This is a genomic window from Novosphingobium sp. BL-S-32 (assembly GCF_056857055.1).
In genome coordinates, this window is the sequence record NZ_CM166476.1 from 955,862 (window position 1) to 981,467 (window position 25,606).

At 65.8% G+C, this 25,606-nt stretch carries 15 protein-coding genes; 8 read left to right on the forward strand and 7 right to left on the reverse strand.

All coding sequences use genetic code 11. From position 1 onward, the window contains the following. The first annotated feature begins 89 nt into the window (after positions 1–89). The 6 genes from AC1VVK_RS04445 (at position 90) to AC1VVK_RS04470 (ending at position 10,664) form a co-directional block, all read left to right on the forward strand. On the forward strand, positions 90–2,960 hold the full coding sequence (locus AC1VVK_RS04445; protein WP_482904533.1) for a TonB-dependent receptor: 2,871 nt from the start codon (positions 90–92) through the stop codon (positions 2,958–2,960). Between the two features lie 139 nt (positions 2,961–3,099). After that, positions 3,100–5,169 (forward strand): glucosidase family protein, encoded by a 2,070-nt coding sequence (locus AC1VVK_RS04450; protein WP_482904534.1) that lies wholly within the window; start codon positions 3,100–3,102, stop codon positions 5,167–5,169. Beyond that, positions 5,166–6,641, forward strand: a complete 1,476-nt coding sequence (locus AC1VVK_RS04455) for a tryptophan halogenase family protein (protein WP_482904535.1) — start codon at positions 5,166–5,168, stop codon at positions 6,639–6,641. The genes AC1VVK_RS04450 and AC1VVK_RS04455 overlap by 4 nt, the downstream gene beginning before the upstream one ends. 12 nt (positions 6,642–6,653) lie before the next feature. After that, on the forward strand, positions 6,654–8,285 hold the full coding sequence (gene treF / locus AC1VVK_RS04460) for an alpha,alpha-trehalase TreF (RefSeq protein ID WP_482904536.1): 1,632 nt from the start codon (positions 6,654–6,656) through the stop codon (positions 8,283–8,285). A gap of 121 nt (positions 8,286–8,406) precedes the next feature. Next, positions 8,407–9,516 carry a dipeptidase gene (locus AC1VVK_RS04465; protein WP_482904537.1) on the forward strand — a complete coding sequence of 370 codons (1,110 nt, stop codon included), beginning with the start codon at positions 8,407–8,409 and terminating at the stop codon, positions 9,514–9,516. Between the two features lie 314 nt (positions 9,517–9,830). Next, on the forward strand, positions 9,831–10,664 hold the full coding sequence (locus tag AC1VVK_RS04470; protein WP_482904538.1) for a transglutaminase-like domain-containing protein: 834 nt from the start codon (positions 9,831–9,833) through the stop codon (positions 10,662–10,664). A gap of 4 nt (positions 10,665–10,668) precedes the next feature. On the opposite strand, the gene AC1VVK_RS04475 is transcribed toward AC1VVK_RS04470, so the two are convergent. Next, on the reverse strand, positions 10,669–11,973 hold the full coding sequence (locus AC1VVK_RS04475; RefSeq protein ID WP_482904539.1) for a sugar porter family MFS transporter: 1,305 nt from the start codon (positions 11,971–11,973) through the stop codon (positions 10,669–10,671). Between the two features lie 295 nt (positions 11,974–12,268). Here AC1VVK_RS04475 and AC1VVK_RS04480 point away from each other — a divergent pair, with 295 nt between their 5' ends. Both AC1VVK_RS04480 and AC1VVK_RS04485 read left to right on the forward strand, forming a co-directional pair. After that, positions 12,269–14,857: a TonB-dependent receptor gene (locus AC1VVK_RS04480; protein WP_482904540.1), complete on the forward strand. Its 2,589-nt coding sequence runs from the start codon at positions 12,269–12,271 to the stop codon at positions 14,855–14,857. Between the two features lie 49 nt (positions 14,858–14,906). After that, positions 14,907–16,151 (forward strand): histidine-type phosphatase, encoded by a 1,245-nt coding sequence (locus AC1VVK_RS04485; RefSeq protein WP_482904541.1) that lies wholly within the window; start codon positions 14,907–14,909, stop codon positions 16,149–16,151. Between the two features lie 10 nt (positions 16,152–16,161). Here AC1VVK_RS04485 and AC1VVK_RS04490 read toward each other — a convergent pair whose 3' ends face one another. The 6 genes from AC1VVK_RS04490 to AC1VVK_RS04515 form a co-directional block, all read right to left on the reverse strand. After that, positions 16,162–17,205, reverse strand: coding sequence for a glycoside hydrolase family 76 protein (locus tag AC1VVK_RS04490; protein WP_482904542.1), 1,044 nt, complete (start codon positions 17,203–17,205; stop codon positions 16,162–16,164). Between the two features lie 53 nt (positions 17,206–17,258). After that, on the reverse strand, positions 17,259–20,771 hold the full coding sequence (locus AC1VVK_RS04495; RefSeq protein WP_482904543.1) for a DUF3857 domain-containing protein: 3,513 nt from the start codon (positions 20,769–20,771) through the stop codon (positions 17,259–17,261). 135 nt (positions 20,772–20,906) lie between these two features. Continuing rightward, positions 20,907–22,199: an MFS transporter gene (locus AC1VVK_RS04500; RefSeq protein WP_482905115.1), complete on the reverse strand. Its 1,293-nt coding sequence runs from the start codon at positions 22,197–22,199 to the stop codon at positions 20,907–20,909. A 50-nt stretch (positions 22,200–22,249) separates the two neighbouring features. Continuing rightward, a complete protein-coding gene (locus AC1VVK_RS04505) occupies positions 22,250–22,573 on the reverse strand; it encodes a hypothetical protein (protein ID WP_482904544.1) in 324 nt (107 codons plus the stop codon). A gap of 30 nt (positions 22,574–22,603) precedes the next feature. Next, positions 22,604–24,577, reverse strand: coding sequence for an OPT family oligopeptide transporter (locus AC1VVK_RS04510; protein ID WP_132386442.1), 1,974 nt, complete (start codon positions 24,575–24,577; stop codon positions 22,604–22,606). Between the two features lie 126 nt (positions 24,578–24,703). Continuing rightward, positions 24,704–25,579 (reverse strand): LysR family transcriptional regulator, encoded by an 876-nt coding sequence (locus AC1VVK_RS04515; RefSeq protein ID WP_482904545.1) that lies wholly within the window; start codon positions 25,577–25,579, stop codon positions 24,704–24,706. Positions 25,580–25,606: the final 27 nt, after the last annotated feature.

Consider the following 25,606-nt stretch of genomic DNA (forward strand, 5'->3'; position numbering starts at 1 on the left):
TTTGCATCGCTGACGGAAACTGTTCCGCCGAACGTCTTTCTAAAAAAACCGGCCGAAGTGTTCGGCTGCAAAAAGAAAGGGGAGGCAACATGCGATCCATCCGCCGTTTCCACGTTCAATCGGCTTTGTTGGCAAGCGTTGCCGGCGTGTCCATCATGGCCAGCACGCCCGTGCTGGCACAGGACCAACTGCATAATTTCAACATTCCTGCGCAAGCGGCCGGCACCGGCATCCTGGCCTTCTCCCAACAGGCGGGCATCCAGGTCCTGGCCTCGGGCGGCGCCACCCACGGCCGCAAGGTCAACGCCGTTCAGGGCCGCTTTACCGTAGAGGACGGCCTGCGCCGCCTGATCGCGGCCAGCGACTTGCGCCTCGTATCGTTCGATGGCCGCACCGCCGTTCTGGCAGAGCGCAGTGCCCCGGCGACAAAAGGGGGCATGACCACCGCCTCTTACGGACAGGCCGCGCCCACGGCAGCGACCACCGCGACGCAAGGCGCCGCACCGCAGGCCGAAGACACCACGGCATCTGCCGACAACGGCCCCAGCAGCCTCAACGAGATCATCGTCACCGGCAGCACCTCCGGTCGCCGCACGCTGTTCAACTCTTCGTCCAACGTGACGCTGGCCAATCAGGCGGACCTTGTCCGCAAGGCCCCGCGCTCGATGGCCGAAACGCTGGAACTGGTGCCGGGCATCTTCGTGGAAGCCACCGCCGGCCCCGCCTCCAACAACTATTCGGTGCGCGGCCTGCGCGGCGGCGCGCAGACTTTCATCACCATCGAACAGGACGGCCTGCCGATCCTCTACGGCGGCGGCGGCGCGGACTTCTACTTCCAGCAGGACCTCTCGGTAGACCGCATGGAAGCGGTTGCCGGCGGCACCTCGGGCATTCTCGCGCCCAACGGCGCGGGCGCGACCATCAACTTCATCTCCAAGCCGCTGAGCTACGACAAGCCGACCGGGTCGATCCGCGCAACGGGCACGACCTACAACGACTACCGCGTGGACGGCTATTTCTCGGCACCGATCAGCGATAGCGTGTCCTTCGCGGCAAGCGGCTATTTCTGGAGCCAGGAAGGCCAGCGCAAGTCGCCGTTCCGGTACGACAGCTTCCAGGTCAAAGCCGTGCTGGAAAAGAAGTTCGACGACGATGGCTACGTTCGCGTGAGCTATCAGCGCCGTGACCAGTCGGACCCCTACTATGCCGACATGCCCTTCGCGGTGTCCGCATCGGGCAAGATCAGCTCGGTCCCCGGCATGGACCTCAAGTACGACAACATCCTGGGCGAAGACTTCCGCTTCATCGGCGTGCCGGTCTCGTCGGCAACGGGCAACACGATCCGTCCGTTCCGGGGCGATCGCGGCATTCACACGCAGTCGAACACCTATCGCCTCGACTTCGAAAAGCCGGTGAGCGACGAACTAAAGCTGTTCGCGCATGCTCGCTACCTGGACGGCAAGTACGACTTCAACGGCATCTTCCCGGGCAGCGGCGCGGGAACCTCGGGGCTTGCCTCTGCCGTCGATTACCTGACGCCCGGCACATCCCCGGTCGACTCGCTGCTGACCGCCGGTCTGGCAGCCTTCCCCGGCACCGCGCAGTTCGGCATCCGCGACTTGCAGTCCGGGCAGGTTACCCCTGCGTCCAACACCGCGGCGCTCAATGCGCTCAACGGCAATGGCCTGCTTCAGCAGACGGTGCTCAACCACCAGACACTGTCCACGAAGGACTTCGGCAGCAACTTCGGCGTGCGCTGGGATACCCAGGGCGACACGATCAAGAATTCGCTCACCGTCGGCGGCATGTACTACAATGTCCGCCGCCGGAACGACCAGTCGGCCGTCGCTTACGCAATCAACGATGTGACGAACAATTCGCACATCTACGATCTGGTCGCGCTGGACGGGAACGGGAACGTGCTCGGTCAGCTGACCAACAACGGCATGATCAGCTATGGCAACTGGGGCCAGGGCATCTTCAATGACAAGGTCAGCTCGGCCTCGGCCTATTTCAACGACGAACTGACCGTCAACGACAAGCTGCACGTCGACTTCGGCGTCCGCTACGAGCATCAGCACGTTGCGGTGAACATCGGCAATACTGCGGCGGTCAACGAACCCGTGGCCCCCGGCACGCCCGGCCTTGCGCAGGACGTCGGCAGCACGTTCGACGGCACGTACAACCACGAGAGCGCCAGCTATCACGACTGGGCCTACACGGCCGGCGTCAACTATGAGCTGACCGACAATATCTCGCTCTACGTGCGCGGTGCCCGTGGTTTCCAGACCAATGGCGGCGACACCGGCGGTACGCATGAGCCTACCGACCTGACGCTCTATGAAGGCGGCGTACGCTTCCAGAACCACTGGCTGAGCGCTTCGCTCGTCGGCTTCCGCACGATCTTCAAGAACCAGTCCTACCAGTTCATCGATCCCAACGATCCGGCCAATGCGACCAATGCGCTGGCGAACAACAAGACCAACGGTATCCAGCTCGATGCGGAAATCCGGCCGGTCTCGTTCTTCACCCTCACCGCGACGGGCGTCTATCAGGATCCGAAGCTCAGCAACTTGCGCTTCAACGGCGTGGAGCAGCCGCAGTTCGACGGCAATACGCCCGAACGCACGCCCAAGAAGCTGCTGACGGTGACGCCGGCCTTCATCCTGCCGCACGGGCTGGGCGAGGTTTACGGTCGCTGGAAGTACATCGGCAAGATCTTCGCGGACTCGGGTAACGGCGTGGCTCTGCCGAGCTACAGCGTCTTCTCGATCGGCGCGACGGTGAACGTGACCAAGCAGATCAACGTCAACGTCAGCGTGGACAACCTGACCAACGCGAAGGGCTTCACCGAAGGCAATCCGCGTCAGGGACAGACGCAGACGATCGTGGACGGCTTCTTCTATGGCCGCGCGATCGCCGGCCGCAATGCGCTGGCCTCGGTCACCTATTCGTTCTGAGCGAATACCGACCCATAAACTGACTGGAAGTCAGCGGTGGCACCGTCGATACGACGAAGCCGCCGCTGGTTTTCGAAAGGCCGCGCTCCTCCCCCTCCTCCCGGAGCGCGGCCTTTCACATTTTACATGGAGCTTCCCGATGCCTCCCCTGTTTCGCAGGCCCTCCCTTCGGCTCGCCGCGCTGGCCTTGACGGCCGCTCCTCTCGCCCTTGCATCCCCCTCGCCCGCCTGGGCTCAGGAGGCTACCACACAGGCGCCCCTGCACACCGTGCAGGAGGGACTGAACCTCAACACGTTCGTCCAGCAGGGACCGGTAGCCGCGCACGTGCTGCTGCGCTCGGGCAATGACCCGCGCGTGATCGTCGCCTTCCCGGCGGGCAACAGCGGCGTGGGCCTGTGGTTCGAGAAAGTGCCGCAAGCCGCCGAATGGACGATGACCGGGCAGCCCCAGCCCGTCAGCGGAACCGACGCGCAGGGACGCACCCTGCACGGCGTCACCTTCCGCGCCGAAATCCGCGCCTCGCGGCTGGTCGTGCGGCAGGCGGTGCTGTCCAGCGTGCGCGTGCTGCGCGACTATCAGGCGCTGGGCACGGCTCCGGCGGAAGTGCTGGTGCCGGGACAGACGCAGGCCCGCACGCTCGTCTGGGCAAGGGACCGGCTGGACGGCGCGCCCGGCTACAAGCTCTCGCTCACCGCCGAGCAAGGCACCGTCAGCGGCAACACGATCACGGCGGGCCCGGACGGACGCATCGTCTTCACGGTGACCGCGCTCACCGGCGAAAAACCGCTGACGCCCTTCACGCCCGAAACGCTTCTCACCGACAAGGCTGCCGCCGACCCGGCCGCCCGAGCCGCGTTGCAATTCCTCAGCTACCATGAGAAGTTCATGGCGGGCTCCTGGAGGTTCAACACCTATTTCGGTCGCGATACCCTGATGTCGGTGCGGATGCTGATGCCGGCGCTGCAACCGGAAGCGGTGGAAACCGGCCTGCGCGCCGTGCTCGAACGCCTGTCGCACGACGGCAACGTGGCGCATGAGGAAGACATCGGCGAATTCGCGGTGCTCGATCACATGCGCGCGGGTCAGGGCAAGTCCGACACGCCGACGTTCAATTACGCGATGATCGACAGCTCCTTCATGCTGGCGCCCGTCGCTCAGGCATGGCTGCTGGACGATCCGCGCGGCAAGGCGCGCGCTGCCGATTTCCTTGCCGAGCAGGATCAGGGACGTCCGCTCGGTCAGGCGCTGATGACGAACATCCGCTTCGTGGCGCAGCAGGCACAGGCCTTCGCCAAGGACCCGCGCTGGAACAACCTGATCGCGCTGCACCCCGGCATGGATGTCGGCCAATGGCGTGACAGCAACGATGGGCTTGGCGGCGGTCGCTATCCTTACGACGTCAACGCGATCCTCGTTCCAGCCGCGCTCGACGCCGCCGACGCGCTCGCCCGCGCCGGCCTGCTCGACGCTTTCACCAAGCCCGAGGACAAGGCCATGCTGGCGCAGCTTTCGCAGATGGCGAAAGTCTGGCGCGAACGGGCGCCCGGGCTGTTCCAGCAGACCGTGCAGCCTGCCGCCGCGCAGGCCGCAATCGCCCGTTATGCCAAGCAGGAAGCCGTGCCCGCCGCCCCCGCGCTGGCGGCAGCGCAGCGCCCGATCCGCTATCACGCCATCGCGCTCGACGCGCAGGGCAAGCCGGTGCCCATCGTCAATTCCGACGAAGGCTTCGCGCTGCTCTACGGCCGCCCGACCAGCGACCAGCTGAGCATTGCCGCCGAGACCATCGGCGATGCCTTCCCGGCGGGCCTGATGACCGGCGCAGGCATGGTCGTCGCCAACCCGGTGTTCGCCTCGCCCGAACTGCAAAAGACGTTCAGCCGCAACGCCTATCACGGCACGGTGATCTGGTCGTGGCATCAGGCCCTCGCCGCATCCGGGCTGGCCCGCCAGATCGCGCGGACGGACCTTTCCCCCGGCGTCTGCCGCCAGCTTCTGGCCGCACAGGACAGCCTGTGGAACGCCATCGCCGCCAGCCGCAGCGTGCAGAGTTCCGAGCTGTGGTCGTGGAACTACGAAGGCGGCGCCTACAAGGTCGTGCCCTTCGGCGCGAGCGGCGCGGATGTCGACGAATCGAACGCGGCGCAGCTCTGGAGCACGGTATTCCTGGCCGTCCAGCGCCCCGCACCAGCCACGGGATGCGGTAAATGACAGACAAGGCGCCGATCCGCTCCATCGTCATCCTCGGCGGCGGAACGGCCGGATGGATGACGGCCGCGGCCCTGTCCAAGGCGCTCCAACCCAACGGGATCGCAATCCGCCTCGTCGAATCCGACGCCATCGGCACGATCGGCGTCGGCGAGGCGACGATCCCGACGATCCACTGGTTCAACCAGCTCCTCGGCCTCGACGAAGCCGAATTCATGGCCGCCACCAAGGCGACCTACAAGCTCGGCATCGAATTCCAGGGCTGGCAGGGCGACGGGCACAACTATCTCCACCCCTTCGGCACGTATGGCGGCCCCGGCGACGCCGTGATGTTCCCGCACCGCCTGATCCGCGCGTGGCTGGGCGGGCATGACCTCTCTCCCGAAGACTATTCGCTGACCACGCAGCTGGCGCGCCAGCGCCGCTTCATCCAGCCCGCGAACGACCCGCGCTCGCTGCTCTCCACGCTGGGCTATGCCTACCATTTCGACGCCAGCCTCTACGCCGGATACTTGCGCAAGCACGCCGAAGCGCGCGGTGTGCAGCGCCACGAAGGCAAAGTGACGGAGATCGAGCAGGACGGCGAAACCGGCTTCATCGGCAGCGTGTCCACCGACAAGGGCGAGCGCCTGTCCGGGGACCTCTTCATCGATTGCTCGGGCCTGCGCGGCCTGCTGATCGAGGATCGCCTGCAAGCCGGATTCGAGGACTGGTCGCACTGGCTCCCCTGCGACGGCGCATGGGCCGCGCCGACCCCGGCAGACGCGGAGCCGGTGCCTTTTACCCGTTCGATCACCCATGAAGCCGGCTGGCGCTGGCGCATCCCGCTGCAGCACCGCGTCGGCAACGGCTATGTCTTTTCCAGCGCGTTCCAGACGCCCGAAGCCGCGCGCGAAACGCTGCTCGGCGCGATTGGCGAACCGAGCGCCGAACCGCGCCTGATCCGTTTCACCCCCGGCCGCCGCAAGCGCGCGTGGGTCGGCAATGTCGTGGCCATCGGCCTGTCCAGCGGATTTCTGGAGCCGCTGGAATCGACCAGCATCCACCTGATCCAGACCGGCATCGGCAAGCTGCTCTCGCTGTTCCCGCGCGCCGGCTGCGAGCCGCTGCTGGCCGAGCAATACAACCGCATCTTCGCGCGCGAGATGGAAGACGTGCGCGATTTCCTCGTGCTGCATTACCACTTCACCGCCGGGCGCAGCGAGCCGATGTGGCAACACTGCCAGACCGCCGCGCTGCCCGAAACGCTCGCCTACCGGATCGCCCAGTACGAGACCTCCGGCCGGATCATGTTGACCGGCGAGGACCTGTTCCGCGACGCCAGCTGGTTCGCCGTGATGACCGGCCAGGGCATCCGCGCGCGTGACTACAACCCGATGCTCGATGCCGCGCCGGAAGCGGAAAACCTGCGCCATCTCGAAGCGGTACGCGCCGCCGTTCGCCAGTCGAGCGAACGCATCCCCCGGATTGCCTGAGGAATCCCCGACGTGAACCGTGCTGCCCCCTCGCGCCGCCTGGCCCTGCCCACCCGTGCGGGGCTGGCCCTGCTTACCACCCTCGCCTGCGCCGCGCAGGCCGCCCCGCCTCAGAGCCCCGAACAACTTTTCGGGCCTCTCTACGAAGCGGTGCAGACCGAACACATCTTCGCCGATGGCAAGACCTTCGCCGACGCCACCCCGCGCGAAGACCCGGAAACGATCCTGCGCGCCTGGCACGCCGAACAGCCGGAAGGCCCCGAGGCGCTGCGCGCGTTTGTCCTGCGCCATTTCGACGTTCCGCACGCCCCCACCGAGAAGCTTTCGCTCAAGGCCCATATCGCCGCGCTCTGGCCGCAGCTGACGCGGCCGCCGCTCGATCCCCCGGCGGGCTCCTCGGCACTCGCCCTGCCCGCGCCCTATGTGGTTCCCGGCGGCCGCTTCCGGGAAATGTACTATTGGGATTCGTACTTTACGATGCTGGGCCTTGTCGCGGACGGGCATGACGATCTGGTCGAGGGGATGATCGACAACTTCACCAGTCTGATCGAGCGCTTCGGCCACATTCCCAACGGCACGCGCACATATTACCTCGGCCGTTCGCAGCCGCCGTTCTTCGCGCTGATGCTGGACCTGTCGAAGCAGGCCGACCCGAGGGTCCGCGCCCGCCGCCTTGCCGCGCTGCGCAAGGAACATGCCTACTGGATGGCGGGAGAAGCCTGCGCGACCGCCGCGAAACCCTGCGAACGTGTGATGCGCATGCCCGATGGCAGCCTGCTGAACCGCTATTGGGACGATAACGACACCCCGCGCGACGAGTCCTACGCGGAAGACCGCACGACCGCCGCCAAGGCAGCCGGACGCGATGCCGCAGAGGTTTACCGCGACTTGCGGGCGGGTGCCGAAAGCGGCTGGGACTTCAGCTCCCGCTGGCTTGTCGATCCGCACAACCTTTCCACGATCCGCACCACCCGGATCGTCCCCGTCGATCTCAACGCGCTTTTGTGGGCGATGGAAACGCGGATCGAGAAGGGTTGCGAAGCCGCCGCCGACAAGCCCTGCGCGGCCGAGTTCGCGCAGCGCGCGGCACGGCGCAAGGCCGCGGTCGACCGCTACCTCTGGTCCAAAAAGGACGGGCGCTTTGCCGACTGGTCGCTGGATGACCGCGCGCCGACGCTGGTGCTGTCCAGCGCCACGCTCTATCCGCTCTTCACCGGCATAGCCTCGGCCGCGCAGGCCAAGGCCATGGCCGGGATCACCCGCACCGCACTGCTCGCGCCGGGCGGGCTGCGCACGACGACGCTCACCACCGGCCTGCAATGGGACGCACCCAACGGCTGGGCGCCGCTCCAGTGGGTCGCGATCGACGGACTGGGCCGCTACGGCGAACAGGCACTCGCGCGCGACATCGCCCGCAGGTGGGTCGAGACGGTGCAGGTCACCTACCGCGAAACCGGCAAGATGCTCGAAAAGTATGATGTCGAGGAGCGGCTTCCCGGCGGCGGCGGCGAATATCCGCTGCAAGACGGCTTCGGCTGGACCAACGGCGTGACCCGCGCGATTCTCGAACGCTATCCAGAGCTTGAGAGTGCAGGTGCGGCGCCCAACCGCGATCCGGCACCCGCTCCGGCAAAACAGCACTGACCTGACGATAGCGGCGAAGGCGGGCTTCGCCGTTTCATCGATTACAAATGTCGTCTGTCGACGAAATGTTGTTCGCGCGCCCCGCGCCTTCCATCCGCCATGCGTTCTTGGGAGGATATGCATGGATCGTCGCGAAATTCTGACGCTGGCCGGAGGGGCGGTTTCCGCAGCGCTTTTGGGCCCCGTCGCCGCTTATGCCGCGCAGGTACCGGAGCGGAAATCCGGCAGGGCGCTCGTCATCGACGGCAATCTCGTGGCGCCGGTGGATTCGCCCGATCCGCTGGATGCGGAAACGCGGGCCATGGTGCGCTCGTCGGGCCTCGACGCGTTCAAGATAACGCTCGGCGGCAGCGGCAACCTGAGCAAGGCCGAAACCGACGAACAGATCGCCGGCTTCGCAAAAGGCATCGCGGTCAATTCGGACCTGTTCACGAAAGTCACGAGCCCCGCCGATCTCGCACAGACGAAGCGGAACGGGAAAGTGGGCGTCATCCTCTCGTTCGAGGCGGCGGGAATGCTGGAGGGGCGCGTCGAGAATATCGACCATTTCCGCGCCGCCGACGTGCTGGTGATGGGGCTGACCTATAACACCGTCTCGCCGTTCGGTTCCGGCGTATTGGCGCCGCAATCGACCGGCCTTACCGAACTGGGACATGCGGCGATAAGCCGGATGAACACGCTCGGCACCTCGATCGACATCAGCCACAGCGACGAGCGGACCAGCCTCGATGCGATGGCGGCCTCCAAAAAGCCGGTGCTCATTACCCATGCCGGGTGCGCCGCGATCCACCCGCATCCGCGCAACAAGTCCGATGCACTGCTGCGCACGCTGGCGAACAAGGGCGGCGTGGTCGGGATCTACGAGCTGGCCTTCCTCGTCCCCGCGCCCGCCCAGCCGGGTCTGGATGCCTATCTCGCCCATATCGAACATGCCGTGCGGGTCTGCGGAGAGGATCACGTGGGGATCGGGACCGACGGGCTGCTCACCCCGTTCGACACATCGCCGGAAAGCATGAAGGCCTGGAACGACGACATCGCGGAGCGCAAGAAGGCCGGCGTCTCGGCACCGGGAGAAGGCCCGCCGCCCTTCGTGATCGGGCTCAACCGGCCGGATCGCTATGCAGTGATTGCCGATGCACTGGCCAAACGCGGCTATTCGCGCCGGACGCTCGACAAGATCCTTGGCGGGAATTTCGAGCGTGTCTTTTCGGAGACCTGGCAAAGTGCCTGATTAGGGCGCCTGATTTGCGCGCCCCCTAATAGGACCGTCTCGGGGGGATTGAGACGGTCCTACGGGGTTGCGACCCGGCAATTAGGGGGGCGCCGGGCCACATGGGCAGCTAGCAGCCAGTTTATGCCGGGCACAATGGTTGAAACCCGCGAGTCGGCGGCGGGTCAGGCGAGCCGGTGGAAAGGCGCGGCAGTCTGTTTACCAACTTAATGCGATGCCGGCGCAGCGCGTAAATTCGGGCGATGTTGCGCAACTTCCCGGCGCCGGAACGGTTGCTCGCAGTGATCGGGGTGCAGTTCAGGAGAAGACCGGCAGTGACCCAAAACCGCTCCGATGCGACCTCCCCGCCGCCACGCGCAGAGGCGGCCACGAAACTCTCCATTCACGCCCGGCTCGACTACCAGTTCGACAAGCCGACCGACATTCTTCTCCAGCTGGAAGCGGCGATCATTCCCGAGCAACAGGTGCTCTCGGCCAATATCGATTTGCCGCCCTGCGAACATTTTGCCCGGGTCCCCGCGCAGGATTGCATCGGCGAGCGGATCTGGCTCCGCGCGCAGGGGAACCTGCGTGTCGACTATCGGGCCATCGTCTCGATCGAGCGGCTGCTGGCCGACTGCCGCAAGCTCGACAGCGTGCCGCCGCATCAGTTGCCGGGGGAAACGATCCAGTACCTCATGGCCTCGCGCTATTGCCCGGCAGACCGGTTCCAGAGCTTCGCGGCGTCCGAGTTTCCGGATCTGGGCGGCGGCGCGCTGGTCATGGCGATGCGCGACTGGGTGCACGACAAGATCAGCTATGTGCCCGGGGTCAGCACCAGCCAGACCACGGCGGCCGATACCTTCATCCGGCGGCAGGGGATCTGCCGCGATTTCGCGCATGTGCTGATCACGCTGGTGCGCGCCGTCGGCATCCCTGCGCGGATCGCCAGCGTCTATGCGCTGGGCGTAGAGCCGCAGGACTTCCACGCCGTGGCCGAAGTGTTCCTGGGCGGCGAGTGGCATCTGATCGATGCCACCGGCATGGCCCGGGAGGCGGTGATGGCAAAGATCGGCGTCGGCCGGGACGCGGCCGATGTCGCCTTCCTCACCGCTTATGGAGACGCCCGGATGAACGAGCAGCAGGTTCTGGTCGAACCCGCTGCCTGATGCGTCACATGGCCTCGCCGATGGCCTCCAGCGAACGGCGCTTGGTTTCGGGGAAGAACAGCAGCACCACCACGAACTGAAGCGCCATCATCGCCGCGAAAAGCCAGAACGGCAGCGCGTGGGCACGCGCGGCGGCGAGCGGAAAGCCGAAAGCGATCACCGCGTCCATGAACCAGTGGACGGAGGAGCCGAGGCTCTGCCCGCGCGCACGCACGTCGGTCGGGAAGATCTCGCTGATATAGACCCAGATCACCGCGCCTTGCGAGAACGCGAAGAAGGCGATGAAGGCGACCAGCAGCCACAGCAGCCACTCGTGGTGGGTGCCGCCGGAGAAGATCGCGGCAACGCCTGCCAGTGCCGCCGTCAGGCCGACCGAGCCGATCAGTAGCAGCGTCTTGCGGCCGATCCTGTCGATCACGGTCAGCGCCAGCGCGGTGAAGACAAGGTTGCAGGTACCGATGACGATGGCCTGCTTGTCGGCCGAAACTCCGGAGAAGCCGGCGGCGGCAAAGATGTCGTTCAGATAATAGAGAATCGCATTGATGCCGGAGAGCTGATTGAACGCGGCAATGCCGACGGCCAGCAGGATCGGCCTGTGGTGCCGCTTCCAGCTCAGGCGCGCGGCATGAGTCTGCGCTTCCGCGCGGCGCCAGATCGCCATTTCGCCCGCGACGTCAGGGTTGCCCAGCTTGCTCAGAACGGCGGCGGCCTCCCCTTCCCGGCCCTTGGCGAAAAGCCACCGGGGGCTGTCGGGGATGGTCTGCATCATCACCAGCAGCAACACGGCGGGCAGCGTGGTCACGCCGAACTTCACGTGCCAGTCCATCGCGCCAAGCTGAAGGCTGGAGACCAGATAGTTGCTGAGATAGGCGACCAGAATGCCCAGCACGACATTGAGCTGGAACGCGCCCACCATCATGCCGCGCCGCTCGGCGGGGGCGATCTCGGCGATATAGACGGGCGCCAGAACCGAGGATGCGCCCACCGCGAAACCGGCCAGCACACGCATGATCAGCAGCATGGGCCAGTTCCACGCCAGAAAACAGCCGATGCCGGACACGAGATAGAGCAGCGCGATCACCGTCAGCGAAGCGCGCGCGCCGTAGCGGTCGCCCGGAATACCGGCGAGCAGCGCGCCTGCCAGCGTGCCCCACAATGCGCTTGAAACCGTGACGCCCACACCTGTCGCGCCGAGCGCGAAAGCGCTGCGGATGCCCTCGGTGGTGCCGGCGATAACCGCCGTATCGAACCCGAACAGCAGTCCGGCGAGCGCACCCACCATTACGCCACGGAGAAGCGTCGCATTCATTGTCCCATCCCTTGTTCCCGACCTTCAGAGCCGCAGCCGGTCGTGTCGCAGTTCGATAGCGGAGGCCGGGTTCGCGACATAGGGATTTATCGGCGGGATTTATCAGCGGGTTGAGGGCCTTGCGCTGCCGCGACGGACATGCCCGGCTCCATGTGTCGCGTAATTGCCACAGCCACGCCCAATTTCATCCATGTTCCTGTCCCCACGGCATTTCCCCCGGATCGTCATCGAGCTGTCATCGGCCTCGACCAGTGGGCGCTCGTCGCCAAAGACAAGATCAGGGAAAAGATTCTTCATGTCGCTTCTGCGCGCGCCTCTGCTTCGCCAAACCTCGCTGTTCACCCTTGCCGCTGCCGCCATGGTCGGTGTCGCGAGCCCGGCCCGTGCCGCTGATGCTGCCGCCGATGCTGCCGCCGATGCTGCCGCTGCCGCTGCCGATACTGGCGCCGATCATGGCGACGAGATCGTCGTCAACGGCGATCTTGCCGCCCAGCGCAAGGCGATTGCCGAGAAGCGCGACGCGTTCAACACCGTCGAGACGCTCGAAGCCAACGACGTGGGCAAGCTGCCCGACCAGAACGTGGCCGAAGCCGTGAAGCGCCTGCCCGGCATCTCGGTCGCCAACGATCAGGGCGAAGGCCGCTACGTCATCATTCGCGGCATCGACCCGAACCTCGTCAACGTCACGCTGAACGGCCAGACCCTTCCCGCGCCCGAGCCCGATGGCCGCGTGGTGAAGCTGGACGACCTTCCCTCCGCCATGATCCAGTCGATCTCGGTCTCGAAGTCGGTCCTTCCCAACCAGGACGCCAATGCCATCGGCGGTTCGGTGGACATCAAGACCAAGACCGCCTTCGACAGCGCCGCGCCATTCTTCCTCGATGCGCGCGGATCGATCGGCTACTACGGATTGAACCACAAGACGCCTTACCAGTTCGACGCCACGGCCGGTGGCCGCTTCGGCGCGGACGAGCAGTTCGGCGCCGTCGTCTCGGTCAACTATTCGCGCCGTCCGATCGAATCCGAAAACTATCAGGCCTCGGAAGACTACACGACCTACAACGGCGTGCCGGACGGCAATGGCCTGCGTGACTACAACCTCGTGCGCAAGCGCCTTGGCGTGGTCGGCAACTTCGACTGGCATCCCTCGGACACGGTGAAGCTCTACCTGCGCACCAGCTATTCGAAGTTCAACGACAACGAAACGCGCGACCAGAACCGCCTGGCGGTCACGTCGGTCAACGGCACCACCGGCGCCATCGCCGGCACCGCCACGATCCTCGTGCGGCACCGCGAAGAGGACGACAACACCAAGTCGGCCACGCTGGGCGGCGAGTTCGACGATGTGGCCGGCGGCAAGCTGGAAATGTCCGGCGGCTGGACGCGCGCGACCAAGGTCGACCCGGTCCGCAGCGAGTTCACGTTCACTGCCCCCAAGGGCAAGACCGCGATCGACTACGACGCCTCGACCGATCCCTACACCATGGTGCCCAGCGATTCCGCGCTGTTCTCCACCCCTTCGGCCTTCGCGCTCAGCAAGTACAACTTCGAACACCGCCGCTCATTCGAGCAGCTGTGGCAGGCCCGGATCGACTACACCCACCCCATCGCCCTGGGTGACGATTCCACCTTCGCGATCGGCGCCAAGTACATCGATCGCCACAAGGCGGACGACCACGACAAGACCGACTACAAGGCGGGCACCGCGTGGACGCTCAACCAGGGCGGCGCCTATACCGGTGACGATAGCTTCTACGGCGACATGTTCAACTTCGGCACGCGCATCGATTACGACGCGGCGCGCGCCTACATGAGCGCCAATCCCTCGGTCGCCAAGATCGACAACGCGGGAACGCTCTCCGACAGCCTCGCCAGCGACTACGACGTGCGCGAGAAGATCACCGCCGGCTACATCATGGCAACGCTGCGCTTCGGCGGGCTGACCGTGGTGCCCGGCGTGCGCATCGAGCATACGGAAGACTCCACCAGCGCCAAGGCGGTGGACGATAACTCCACGCTCGACGAAGGCTTCAACGTCTTCGGCCACCAGAGCTACACGGACCTGTTCCCGGGCATCAACGCCAAGTACGACTTCGGCAACAACCTTGTCGCCCGCGCCGCCGTCACCACGTCTATCGGCCGCCCGAACTATCCGGATCTGGCCCCTTACGTGGTGGTCGAGGACGATACGGTGCCCAACGTCTCCATGGGCAATCCCAACCTCAAGCCGCTCAAGGCGGTCAGCTATGACGCCTCGCTGGAATATTACCCGACGGCGGGCGCGCTGTTCTCGGCCGGGGTGTTCCACAAGTCGATCGACAATCCGATCTACACTTACAACACCCGCCAGACGGACGTGACGATCGCCAACGTCCTCTACGCCGCGGCCGATGTCGCCTCGCCGATCAACGCCAGCAGCGAACAGCTGACCGGCGTGGAATTCAACGCCCAGATGCAGTTCGTGAATCTGCCCGGGTTCTGGAGCGGCTTCGGCGTATCGGCCAACTACACCCACGTCTGGGGCCATGCCGATGCCGACTTCGTGCGCGACGGAGGCATTCCGCTGATCTACCAGTCGAAGAACGTCGCCAACGCGCAGATCTTCTATGAGAAGTACGGCTTCGGCGCCCGCCTCGCGCTCAACTACCGTTCGGCCTATCTCGACCTGCTCGGCGCCGATGCCTCGACCGACGAGTATACCGACGGCAATGCCCAACTCGACCTGCACCTCAGCTACCAGATCACGCCGCAGTTCTCCGTGTTCGGCGACGCGATCAACCTGACCGACGCACCGTGGCGCCGCTACGTGGGCGTTCGCCAGCAACTGGTCGAGCGCGAGCAGTACGGCGCGCAGTACCGCATCGGCGTGCAGATGCACTTCTGATCGGAACGGGAACGGGAACGGGAACGGGATTGTGACAGGATCGATGTCGATGAAACGCATGAAACTCGCCGGCATCGGTCTTGCCGCACTCGCCGCGCCGCTTGCGGCAGTCTCCGCGCAGGCGCCTCAGGCGTCCACGCGGGATGCCTCCGACCTCACGGTAGACCGCGTGGTGCTGGTCATGCGCCACGGGGTACGCCCGCCGACCAAGGACCCGGCGATGCCCGCCGGGACCGCCGTGGGCGACTGGCCCAAGTGGTCCGTCGCACCCGGCTGGCTGACCCATCATGGCGCCGAAGCCGTGGCCGCGCTCGGGCAGAGCGACGCGAAAGCCTTCCGCGCCGCCGGTATCCTTCCGGCGCGCGGATGCCCTGCGCCCGGTACCGTCCGCGTGGTGGCCGATAGCGACCAGCGCACCATTGCCACGGCCGAAGCCTGGATGGGCGCGCTCGCCCCCAAGTGCGGCCTCACCGCCGAACATCCGCCGCAAGGCCAGCAGGACCCGCTGTTCTCGGCCATTGAGGCCAGCCCCGCCAACTGGGACCCGGCGCAGGCCGACGCCGCCGTGCTTGCCGCCGCTGGGCCCGGCGGCCTTGCCGCGCGCGACGCGCAGGAACAGGCGCTGGCAGCGCGGCTCGATGCCGTTCTCTGCGGGCCGAATACCGCGCCCGCCAAGGGCGTCTGCGGCATTTCCGCGGTGCCGTCCTCCTTCAAGGGCGCAACGGCCACTTCGCGCCCCAAGCTTTCCGGCATGCTCGACAAGGCCTCCACCGCCGCGCAAGCCCTCCTGCTGGAATATGCAGACGGCAAGCCGATGGCGGAAGTCGGCTGGGGCCGTGCCAGTGCCGCCGACGTGACCGCGCTCTCGCGCTTCCATGCACTGGAATTCGAGCTTCTCGCCCGCCCGAAACCGATTGCGGCTGCCAATTTCGCGCCGCTGGCCGCAATCGTGAAGCAAGGTCTCGAAGGTCCCGCGCGGATCACGGTGATTTCCGGCCATGACACCAATGTCGCCAATCTCGGCGGACTGCTGGACGTGCACTGGCAGATCCCCGGTTTCGCGCAGGACGACCCCGCCCCCGGCGGCGCCATCGTGATCGAACGCCTCCACGACCGGGCCGGGCAGACCTTCATGCGCGTCTCCTACCGCGCCCAGACGCTCGACAGCATCCGCAATGGCGGCGCCACAAGCGGTGTTGTGCGCGTGGCGATGAGCCCCACCGGCTGCACCGTGCCGCAGCACCCCGGCTTCTGCACGCTGGAGCAGTTCAACGCCCTGATCGACGGAAAATAAGAGGCCCGAGTTAGCCGGTCGCGGCAAGCAGGATGTCGATCCCCGACGCCTGCGTTGCTGCGCCGGTGGCCGATGCACTGTCCGACCAGTCGCTGCCGATCGGCTTGGTTCCGGACGCGCTCATTCGCCACACCGCATCGGCATTCGCGCGAACCCAGCCCATGAGTTCGCCGCGTTCCGGCCCGTCAGGCATTATCTCCAGCAGATGGCCGAGGTGGTAGGCGAAGATGCCCTTGAACATCCAGCCGTCCGACCCAATCGCATCGACCGGCTCGCGCAGAATGCCCTGCGGCGTCGAAAGCCCGCGCGTGGCGGCGAGCGCCAGCCTGACCGCGCGGTCGTGATAGCCTGCATCGCCGGTAATCCGGGCAAGATCGCTCAAGCCGCCGATCAGCACGCCCTGATTGTAGGTGAAGCGCGGCTGCCCGTTGTTGCGGCAATTGCTGTCGAGCCCGTCGTTCACCAGCCCGTCGGCGCCGATCATGGATGACTGCTCGAGCCACGCCCAGCCGCGCAGTGCCCAGTCCCGATAGCTGGCCTGCCCGGTGGCGAGGTACAACTGGGTCGAGGCGTAGATGAGCAATTCGTTGGTGATCGCGTTCTTGTAAGTCCGCGCCGGATCCCACCACAGTCCGCCGCCGCAATGGTCGTCCCAATAGTCCGCAACGATCTCGCCGTACGTCTTGATGGCATAAGCCAGCAGCGCCGGATCGCCGTCGCGCTGCCAGGCATGGACATTGGCGATCACCGCCCACAACGCGTCGTCGTTGAGCGCGAGGCCGGAGTGATTGCGGACCGCCGCATCGACCTGCCGCCCCCAGCGCCGGTCGCCCGTCCGCCGTTCATGGTCGATCAGGGCATCGACGACGACAAAGCGCTGCCAGGGCTCGATCCCGTCCCAATCGTCCGACTTGCCCCATCGCCGGTCCAGATAATCGACCGCCGCGCGCGTCCGGCCGGGCCACGGGTTGTCCTCGGCATGGACGGGCGCAGCGCCTTGCAATAGCAGCGCCCCGGCCAGCATGCGCCGCACCATCCATCGCAGTCTCGTCATCGGGGGCATAGGCACAGGCATCCCCGCCCCCTTACACGAACCTCGGCCCGGTTCTAGAAATCGCTGAATCCCGCCGAAGTACCCGCGTAATTCACGGCACGGCCGACCCGCGCGAATTCCTGTTGCACGGCCGGTGTGCGCAGCGCGCTCTGCACGGCATCGTGCAACTGCTTCTCATAGGGCAGTTCCGGAGTGCGAATCTGGAACCGCATGAACAGCGCAAGCGCGTCAGACCGGCTCTCCTCATCCTTCAGGCGAGTGACCACGATATTCGCCATGGCCGGGGCATCGTTGCGGCAGGCAGCCACCATCATCGTCGCGCTCCAGCTATCGTCGGGCTTGGCGGACATCTTGTCCTCCAACGCCTTGGCCTCGCCCGGGCGCGACAGCGCGTGAAGCGCGCAGGCCTGTTCGGCCCAGAGCCAAATCCGACCGAAAGCGCTGGTTTTCGTGGATTCCTGCTCGTCCAGAACCTTTGCCGCGTCGAACGCCTCCTGATGGCGCCCCATGAGGTTGAGCATGTTAATCCGGTTCATCGCTGTCGTAGCCAGCGAAGGATAGGCATCCATGCCCAGCGCAAGCACGCCGTCCAGTGCAGCAAGCCCTTCGTCCGCCCGCCCCAGATCGTGCAGGGCCGCAGCATATTGATGGACCAGCCGGAAGGCATCGTCGCCGGTAGCCTCCACTTGCGCCTTGTCGGTCACGAACGGCTTGGCGGCGGCGACCGCCTCATCCGGCCGGCCGACGGCACGCAGCGCACTGACATAGGCGGTCAGCGCCTCGGCATCGCGCGGCGCGGCCTTGGCGGCAGCGGCCGTGCGCGCCACGTCCTGTTCAAGGTTCTTGCGGAACCCATCGGCACCAAGGCGGTCCAGATCGGGCCACAGCGCCTTGTGCCGTTGGTCGAGCGAGAACAGCGCCAGTCCGAACGCACTGGGCTTCAACGCAAGGCCCGTGCGTGCCTTGTCCAGTTCGCCCCGGCGGCTGTGCGCGGCGATGGCACAATTGAGCATGGCACTACCGAAAATCGTGCGCGGCTCCAACTGCCAACCCGCGTCGGTAAGGGCGATGCAGACATCCTGGCCCGCCGCTTCACGCTCCGCCGCCGGCAGCTTGTCCGCTTCCTGCAAGATCTTCCGGACCCAATCCGGGCGTAATTCCGCCACGACCTTCGGCTGCGCCTGCTGGGTCCGGCGCAGCGCCTTGATCATGGCATGCGCGTCGTTTCCGTCGATCTCGAACGCGAGCCAGAGGCTGAACACCGCGGGATTGCCGTCGAATTGCTCGGTCGCGGATCGCAGCGATGCAAGGGCCGGACCGGACCGGCGCAGTTGCGCCAGCGCCGCCCCTTTCAGGCCTTCGACCAGACCGGCCTCGGGCGAAGGATGCTTGAGCTTGTCCAGCATGCCCGATAGGATCGGCAGTGCCTCGATCATCGAGGCATCGTCCCCCTTTTGCAGGAGAGCGGAGGCTTTCTGGAAATCCGCTGCAAAGGGCGCCATGGTCGCCTTGTCCAATCCGCCCGGCGGGGGCGCAGACGGGCGTGCGGACTTTTCAAGGTAGAATTCCAGCCCCGTCTCGTCCTTGATCTTGTCCGAGATCGCGTAGACTTGCTCTGCGCCGGCCGCCGGCACCGAGTCCTGTCCGCCGGTGGACAGATGATAGCTGATGCGCGTGGTATCGCCGCTTCGGGTGCCACGGCGCGAGAAAGTAATCCCATCGCCGCTGGCTTCGACATCGTCGGGCGCCCAGAGTTCGCGGTCCTTCACGGTCAGCTCGATCACCTGATCGTGCGAGACGTAGCGCGGCAAAACCAGCGGCTGCTGACGCGGACCGCTCTGCCGGTCCGGTAGGACATTCCCGAAGTCATAGGCATTGGTGACCAGCTTGGCTGCAATCTTGTCCTTGGCGAAATCGGCTTTCGAAAGCGTGTAGTTCTCCACGACCAGCACCGTGTTGGCGTCGCGGTCGTCCCGAATCTCCAACGGCTTCGATTCGACGATGCCTGCGAAGTTCTTGCGATAGTAATCGAGGTTGCCCTTGGTAATCGTCTGCAGCGAGCCGTCGGCCACATCGGCCCGCATGTCGTCGGCACGCGCGCCGGTGTAGCGAGTCTCCACATGGAGCGTCAGCGGCACCGCGCCGACCTCGTCCACGGTGAACTGCTCCAGCACCACCATGCCGCCGGCATTGGCCGCAAAACCGTCAAGCGGTTCAAGCGCGGTCTGCCCGGCCGTGATCGGCAGGCCGTACCCATAATCGGCCTGCACGATCCCCTTGCCCCGGCCGCCCCGGTGCGTGCCGGTGGGATCGAGCCAGATCGGCTTACCATCGAGCATAGCGCGAACGATCACGTGATCGAACAGCAGCGGCGAAGGCAATCGGATCGGCAACCCGAGTCCTCCATTCGTGGTGACCAGCGCGGGCACCGCGTCGATCCCCAGATGCCGCAGCGCTACGGCCAGCAGCAGGCTCTTGTCCTTGCAATCCCCATAGCCCCGCTCCAGCACGGTACGCGGGCGGCGGGGAACATAGGATCCCTCGCCCATTTCCTCGCCGACGTAGCGGATATTGTCCTGAAGATAGCGGGTCACCTCGGTCAGGCGATCCGCCGGCGCGGGATAGGCCTTGGCGATGGCATCCAGCCGCGCGCGAAAATCGTCGGTAAGCCCCTCATCCCCCACGTAGAGCTGGGCGGTCCACTGAGCGAGTTCGCCCCAGCTCTTCATCGTCGAGATATCGACCTTGCCCCATTGATAGGCCGTCTCGGTCACGTTCTCCTCGCCCTGCATCGCGGAGGGATCGCTCTCGGTCCATTCCCACTCGGTAGTGCCGTCATGCGAATGCGGAGTGAGGGACACCGTGCTGTTGAGCGCCTTGAAAGACAGACCCATATCGGTGGGCCAGACGAAGCGGACCGCGCGCATCGCCAGCGGATCGGAATAGCGCTGGCCAAACTGGTCGAAGAACTGCCCCGGCCAAAGCGTGGAGCGGGTGTGGGTGGTATAGGCGAAGTCGACGATGTCGCCGACGCGGATGTCCTTGAGGTAGGCGACGGCCTTCAGCGTGCCGCTGACGATCTCTTCATCCAGGCTGTCCTCGTGTTCGACCACGCGAAAGCTGGTTTTGTCGGTCAGGTCTATAAGCTGGCCGTTGCGGATGACATGGACGAAATCGAGCGAGACGGTCTCGAAATGCGGGTCGAAATCGGCCTCGATCTTGCCGTTGTCCTCAAGCCCGCTGCGCTCGGTCACGGCAGAGGCAAAGCGGAACCACTCGTCGTGCCCTGCGGAAGTCACGCGCACCTGTTTGTCCGAAAGGAGGTTGGCGGTGCCTTCGGTCACATGCTCCAGACGCGCGGGCGTGAGCTTCGGCACATCGCGCAGCACAACCCAGTCCGGCACCGTTTCGCGGGTGATCGTGGCCGCTGGCTGGGGGCCCGCGCTTACGGCGGCGCCCTCGCCCTCACCCACGTTGCCGGTGGTTTCCGCCAGTGCGGGTACAGTCGCCAGGGCAGTACTCAGAAGCAGACCGACAGAAAATGCCTTCGAATAGAAACGGCGCATGAAAACTCTATTGATGAGTGATTTAACGGGCGGTTGGTATTCCGCTGGGCCCGAAATCGCAAGGCGCGGGGGCGGATCTTCACTTGATGAAATCTGATGGAAACCGGCTTTCGAAATGAACTGTTCGAAAGCCGGTCAGCCGGAAGCATTTCCGGGCACACTAGCGCGGGGACGCAGGCGGAATATCCAGACCGGCCGGACCGTGAGAAGGGAGCAAGTCAAGCACAACGCGGCGGTACCCACGGCCAGCGGCCAAAGCGCCGCGCCGTTCATGGCGATCAGGTCGGACTGCGATTCCAGCCACTTGCCCGCAAGGCAGGCCGAAGCGCCGAGGCCGATCTTGGTCGTTGCCGTAAACAGGCCATAGGCGAGGCTGCAATCTCCCGGTCCGCGGATCGCCGGCGCCTGCCCGACCAACTCCGAAAACAGCGACCATGCCAGCAGCGCGATCCCGCCCACCAGTCCGCCGAACACCGCGAACACCACGATCGCACCGAAGGGACCGGCATCGACCGCCACCGGCAGCAGCAGGATCACCGCACCGATGCAAAGATAGGCGGCGGACAGGCTCTGCGCGAGGCCGTGCCGTCTGGCGAGCGCGTTCCACGCCGGGATCACCCCCAGCCGCGCGATGGCAATGGCCAGAGGCGCAGCGGCAAGCACCCACTGGGTGCTGATCCTGAGATGCAGCAGCGCCTTACCGATCGCGCCCAGCGCCCCGGCGCCAACCATCTGCGCAAGGCAGAAGGGCAGCACGCAAAGCGCGACGCGCGCCATGTCGCGAAGGCCGGTGCTGCTCGCCGGACGCTCGCCCCGCCCGCGCCATAGATGGGTGAACATCCAGGGCAGCGGCAGCAGACCCAGGAAGGCGATGCAGGCCAGAAATGCGAAGAGCATCGTCGGCAATCGGGGGCCGCCGATCAGCATCAGCGGCAGCGCCATCGCCGCAACCAGCAGCGCACCGCCCGCGGATACGATCGTGCGCAGGCGCATCAGGCGCATGTGCCCGTAATGTGCCGCCAAGGGCACGTTCAGTGCATTGTGCGGCACGTCGAAGAAGGCGAAACTGGTGCGGAACAAAAGAATCAGAGCAATCGCCGGGCCAATGCCGCCCGGACCGGCCAGCGGCAACAATGCAAAGCTCACGCAAGCAACAGGCGCGGCCACGGCAGCGATGACCGGCAGCCAGCGACCCAGTGCAGGCCGCCGGGCCAGCAAAGCGCCCCAGCCGATGTCGAGCAGGGCATTCCACGCCGAACCGGCCAGAAACACGCCCCCGGCAAGAACCGGATCGAGCCGCAGCACCACCACCAGAACGTAGAAGGCGAAGGCGTCCTCGGCCGACCACAAGAGGTTCTTCGCCAGATGCGATACCGCGAAGGCCCGCAGGGAATCCTTGGGAAAGGGATCGGTCACTCCGGCGCGCATAAGCACGCCCTGTGACTCTTTCGCGTCGGCGTTCTACGCCGAACGGATTCTCAGACGCTGAATGCGTAGGTGATGAAGATACACACACCGGCCATCAGCGTCATCGCGGTGATGAAGCTGATGTCGGCGATGTGCTCAAGCACGAAGAGCCGCCGATCCGATCCGCCGCGCAAGGCGAAATAGGCCGAAAGCGTCGCGACCAGAAACAGCACCGCGTCCAGCGAGAGCAAGTCGTCGGCGAAAGTCTGGCTGCCCTGCACTGCCAGCTTGATCTGGATGATCCCGATCGCGGTCAGGCAGACGCCCACCATCGCGGCCGCAATCGGGCAGATCATTCGGCAAGTACGCTCGTCGAGCTTGGGGTTTCGCGGCATCGAAAGCTTCCTTGTCGAGAGGCCCCGGTGTCAGGGCCGCGTGACGAGCGCAACCGTGCGCCGGTACAGCACCGCCACCAGCAACACGAACACCGCCGTCCCCAGCACCAGCGGAATCTGGCCGAGATCGCCGACAAGCGCGAGCGGACTGTCGCTGCCCGAAGCCGCGACGATACCCGCGAAGCCGACGCCCCAGAGGCTCTCGCCGACGATAAGGCCGGTCGCGGTCAGCACGCCCATGCGGTGGGCGAACTCGGGGTCCTTCTGGCGCCCGGCCCAACGGTCGTAGAACCAGCCGACCACTGCACCAGTGACGGTGGGCAGGATCACGCTCATCGGCAGATAGATGCCGATCCCGACGCCGAGCGGCGGCAGGCGGAGCTTGCCCATAAGGCCCAGCACTTCGTCGAGCACGATGAAGACAACGCCCGCAGCCGCACCCCAACCGATCATCGTCCAGTTGAGGTCACCGCCCAGCACGCCCTTGGCCAGTGCCGAGATCAGCGCGGCCTGCGGAGCGGGAAGTGCCTCCGGGCCCGCGCCCGGCGCCCCGGCGAAACCGAAGGCAGTGTTGAGCAGATCGAGCACCGGCGGGATCACGAGCGAGCCGAAGATCACGCCGATCACCAGCGCGACCTGCTGCTTCCACGGCGTCGCGCCGACGAGTTGGCCGGTCTTGAGGTCCTGAAGATTGTCGTTCGAGATCGTCGCCACGCCGAAGACCACGCCGGTGACGATCAGCGCATAAGCGACCAGCGCTGCAGTCGTATCCGCTGACTGGTCGCGCCCGAACAGGCCCACCAGCAGCACCGCCGCCGCGACCACCGAGAGGATGCCGATGCCCGAAACCGGCGAGTTCGACGCGCCGATCAGCCCGGCCATATAGCCGCAGACCGCCGCGATCAGCAGGCCCATGACCAACACGAACAGCAGCGCACCGGCAATAAGCATAAGCTGCGAGCCCGCCAGAGCCCCGCCCGAAAGCACGCTCGAAAGCAGGATGCCGATGGGCACGAGCATCGCCAGCGTGCCGATCAGCACGATGCCGATCGGCAGGTCCTGTTCCTCCAGAGCCAGCGTATGCCCAGCATTGCGCGCGCGGCTTGCCGCCATCGCCGAACGAATGCCCGAGAGCACCGGACCGGCGATGCGCAGCAGCGTCCAGATCGCGGCAACGGCGATCACGCCCGCGCCGAAGAAGCGCACGTCGGCGCTGAACACGCTGGTCGCCCAGCTTTCCACGGTGCCGTTGGGCATGGGATTCTGCGCCGTCAGCATCGGCAGCAATACCCACCAGCCGATCACGAGGCCAAGGAACATCGCCAGCCCGACCGAGAGGCCGACCAGATGGCCAACACCCAGCAGCGCGAAGGAAAGCCCGCCCGAAATGCCGGTCGCGCCGGCGCCCGTGCGGAACCAGATCGAGGCTTCGGCCACCATCAGGCGCGTCTGCGTGAGGATCGCGAAACCGGCCGAGGCCAGCGCGTTCCACAGCAGCACCGACAGGCCCTTGGCGCTTTCTTCCGCGCCCTGATCGGTGGCGAAACCGACGCGCAGCACTTCGGCCGCGGCATGGCCCTCGGGATAGGGCAGCGAGGTATCGACCACCAGCGCGCGGCGCAGCGGGACGGAGAACAGCACGCCGAGAATGCCGCCGGTGCCGGTGATCGCCGCCGTGGTCCAGTAGGGGAAGCCCTGCCACCAGCCGATCATGACGAGACCGGGCAGCACGAAAATGATCGCCGCCAGCGTGCCCGCCGCGCTCGCCACGGTCTGGACGATGTTGTTTTCCAGAATCGTCGAATTTCCAAGCGCGCGCAGGATCGCCATCGAAATGACGGCAGCCGGGATCGAGGTCGCGAAAGTGAGCCCGACCTTGAGGCCGAGATAGACGTTGGCGGCCGTGAAGAAGAGCGTGATGACGCCCCCCAGAAGCACGCCGCGCACGGTGAGTTCCGCGACCGGCGCTGCGCCAGCCACCTTGCCACCATGTGTTCCTGCCATTTTTGTCACTTCCTCTTGGTATTCGGTCCTGTGCGAAGGCCCTGATGGCACGGCCTTGCCCGGCAGGCTAGAAAAACGATGGGACTTCGGGATTTTCGCCAGGCCGCCGCCTTTTCCCTACCCCGCTCACGCATCCGCCTCGTCCAGCAATGCCCGGACTTCCTCCGCCACTGCAACTGCCGCCGGAGAACGCGTGCGGCCGCGCCGGGCGATCAGGCAGATTTCCCCATGCGCCTGCGGACTGCCCGCGACGTCAAGCTGGACGATCCGCCCCTCGCGCAAATCGTCGGCAAGGAAAGTGGGCGAGGATATCCAGACGCAGTCGCTCCGCAGGACTGTCTCGCGCAGGACATGGAAATTGTCGCAGATGAAGCTGCCCGCGTCGCCGCTCATGCCGCCGGTCGGCATGTCCACGGCGCTGGCGACCGGATAGGCTTCCAGATCGGCCATCGTCACGGCCCCCTTGCCCGCCAACGGATGGCCGCCGCGCACCATGCACGCCACCCGGATCCGGCCCAGCCGCTCGATCTCGGTGCCGGGGACCCGTCCAAGGTTCCAGTCGTTGCCAAGGATCATCTCGATCCGGTCGTTCAGCAATTCGGCAACCAGCTGATCCGGCACCCGCACCTGCGTTCGGATGCGGATGGCCGGCCAGGTCCGCAGCAGCGAACTGGCGATACGTGGCAGGAACAGGCCCGCCATCAGCGGCCCCAGCCCGATGGCGACTTGCCCCGGCTCGCCCAGCGGATAGCGCTTGAGGCTGCGTTCAAGGTCTCCTGCCGCGTCGAGCAGCCGCTTTGCCTGCTCGACAACGTGAAGCCCCGCCGCCGTCGCATGGACGCCGCCGCGTCCTCGGTCGAACAGGTTGACCCCGTGCCGCTGCTCGAACGCAGCAATGCTGCGGCTGAGCGCGGGCTGGGTGATACCCTCCTCCTCCGCCGCGCGCGAGAAGCTCTGGTTACGGGCAACGGCAACGATATGGCGAAGGCGCGTCAGGTCCATGGTATTCCCATCATGCATCCAATCATG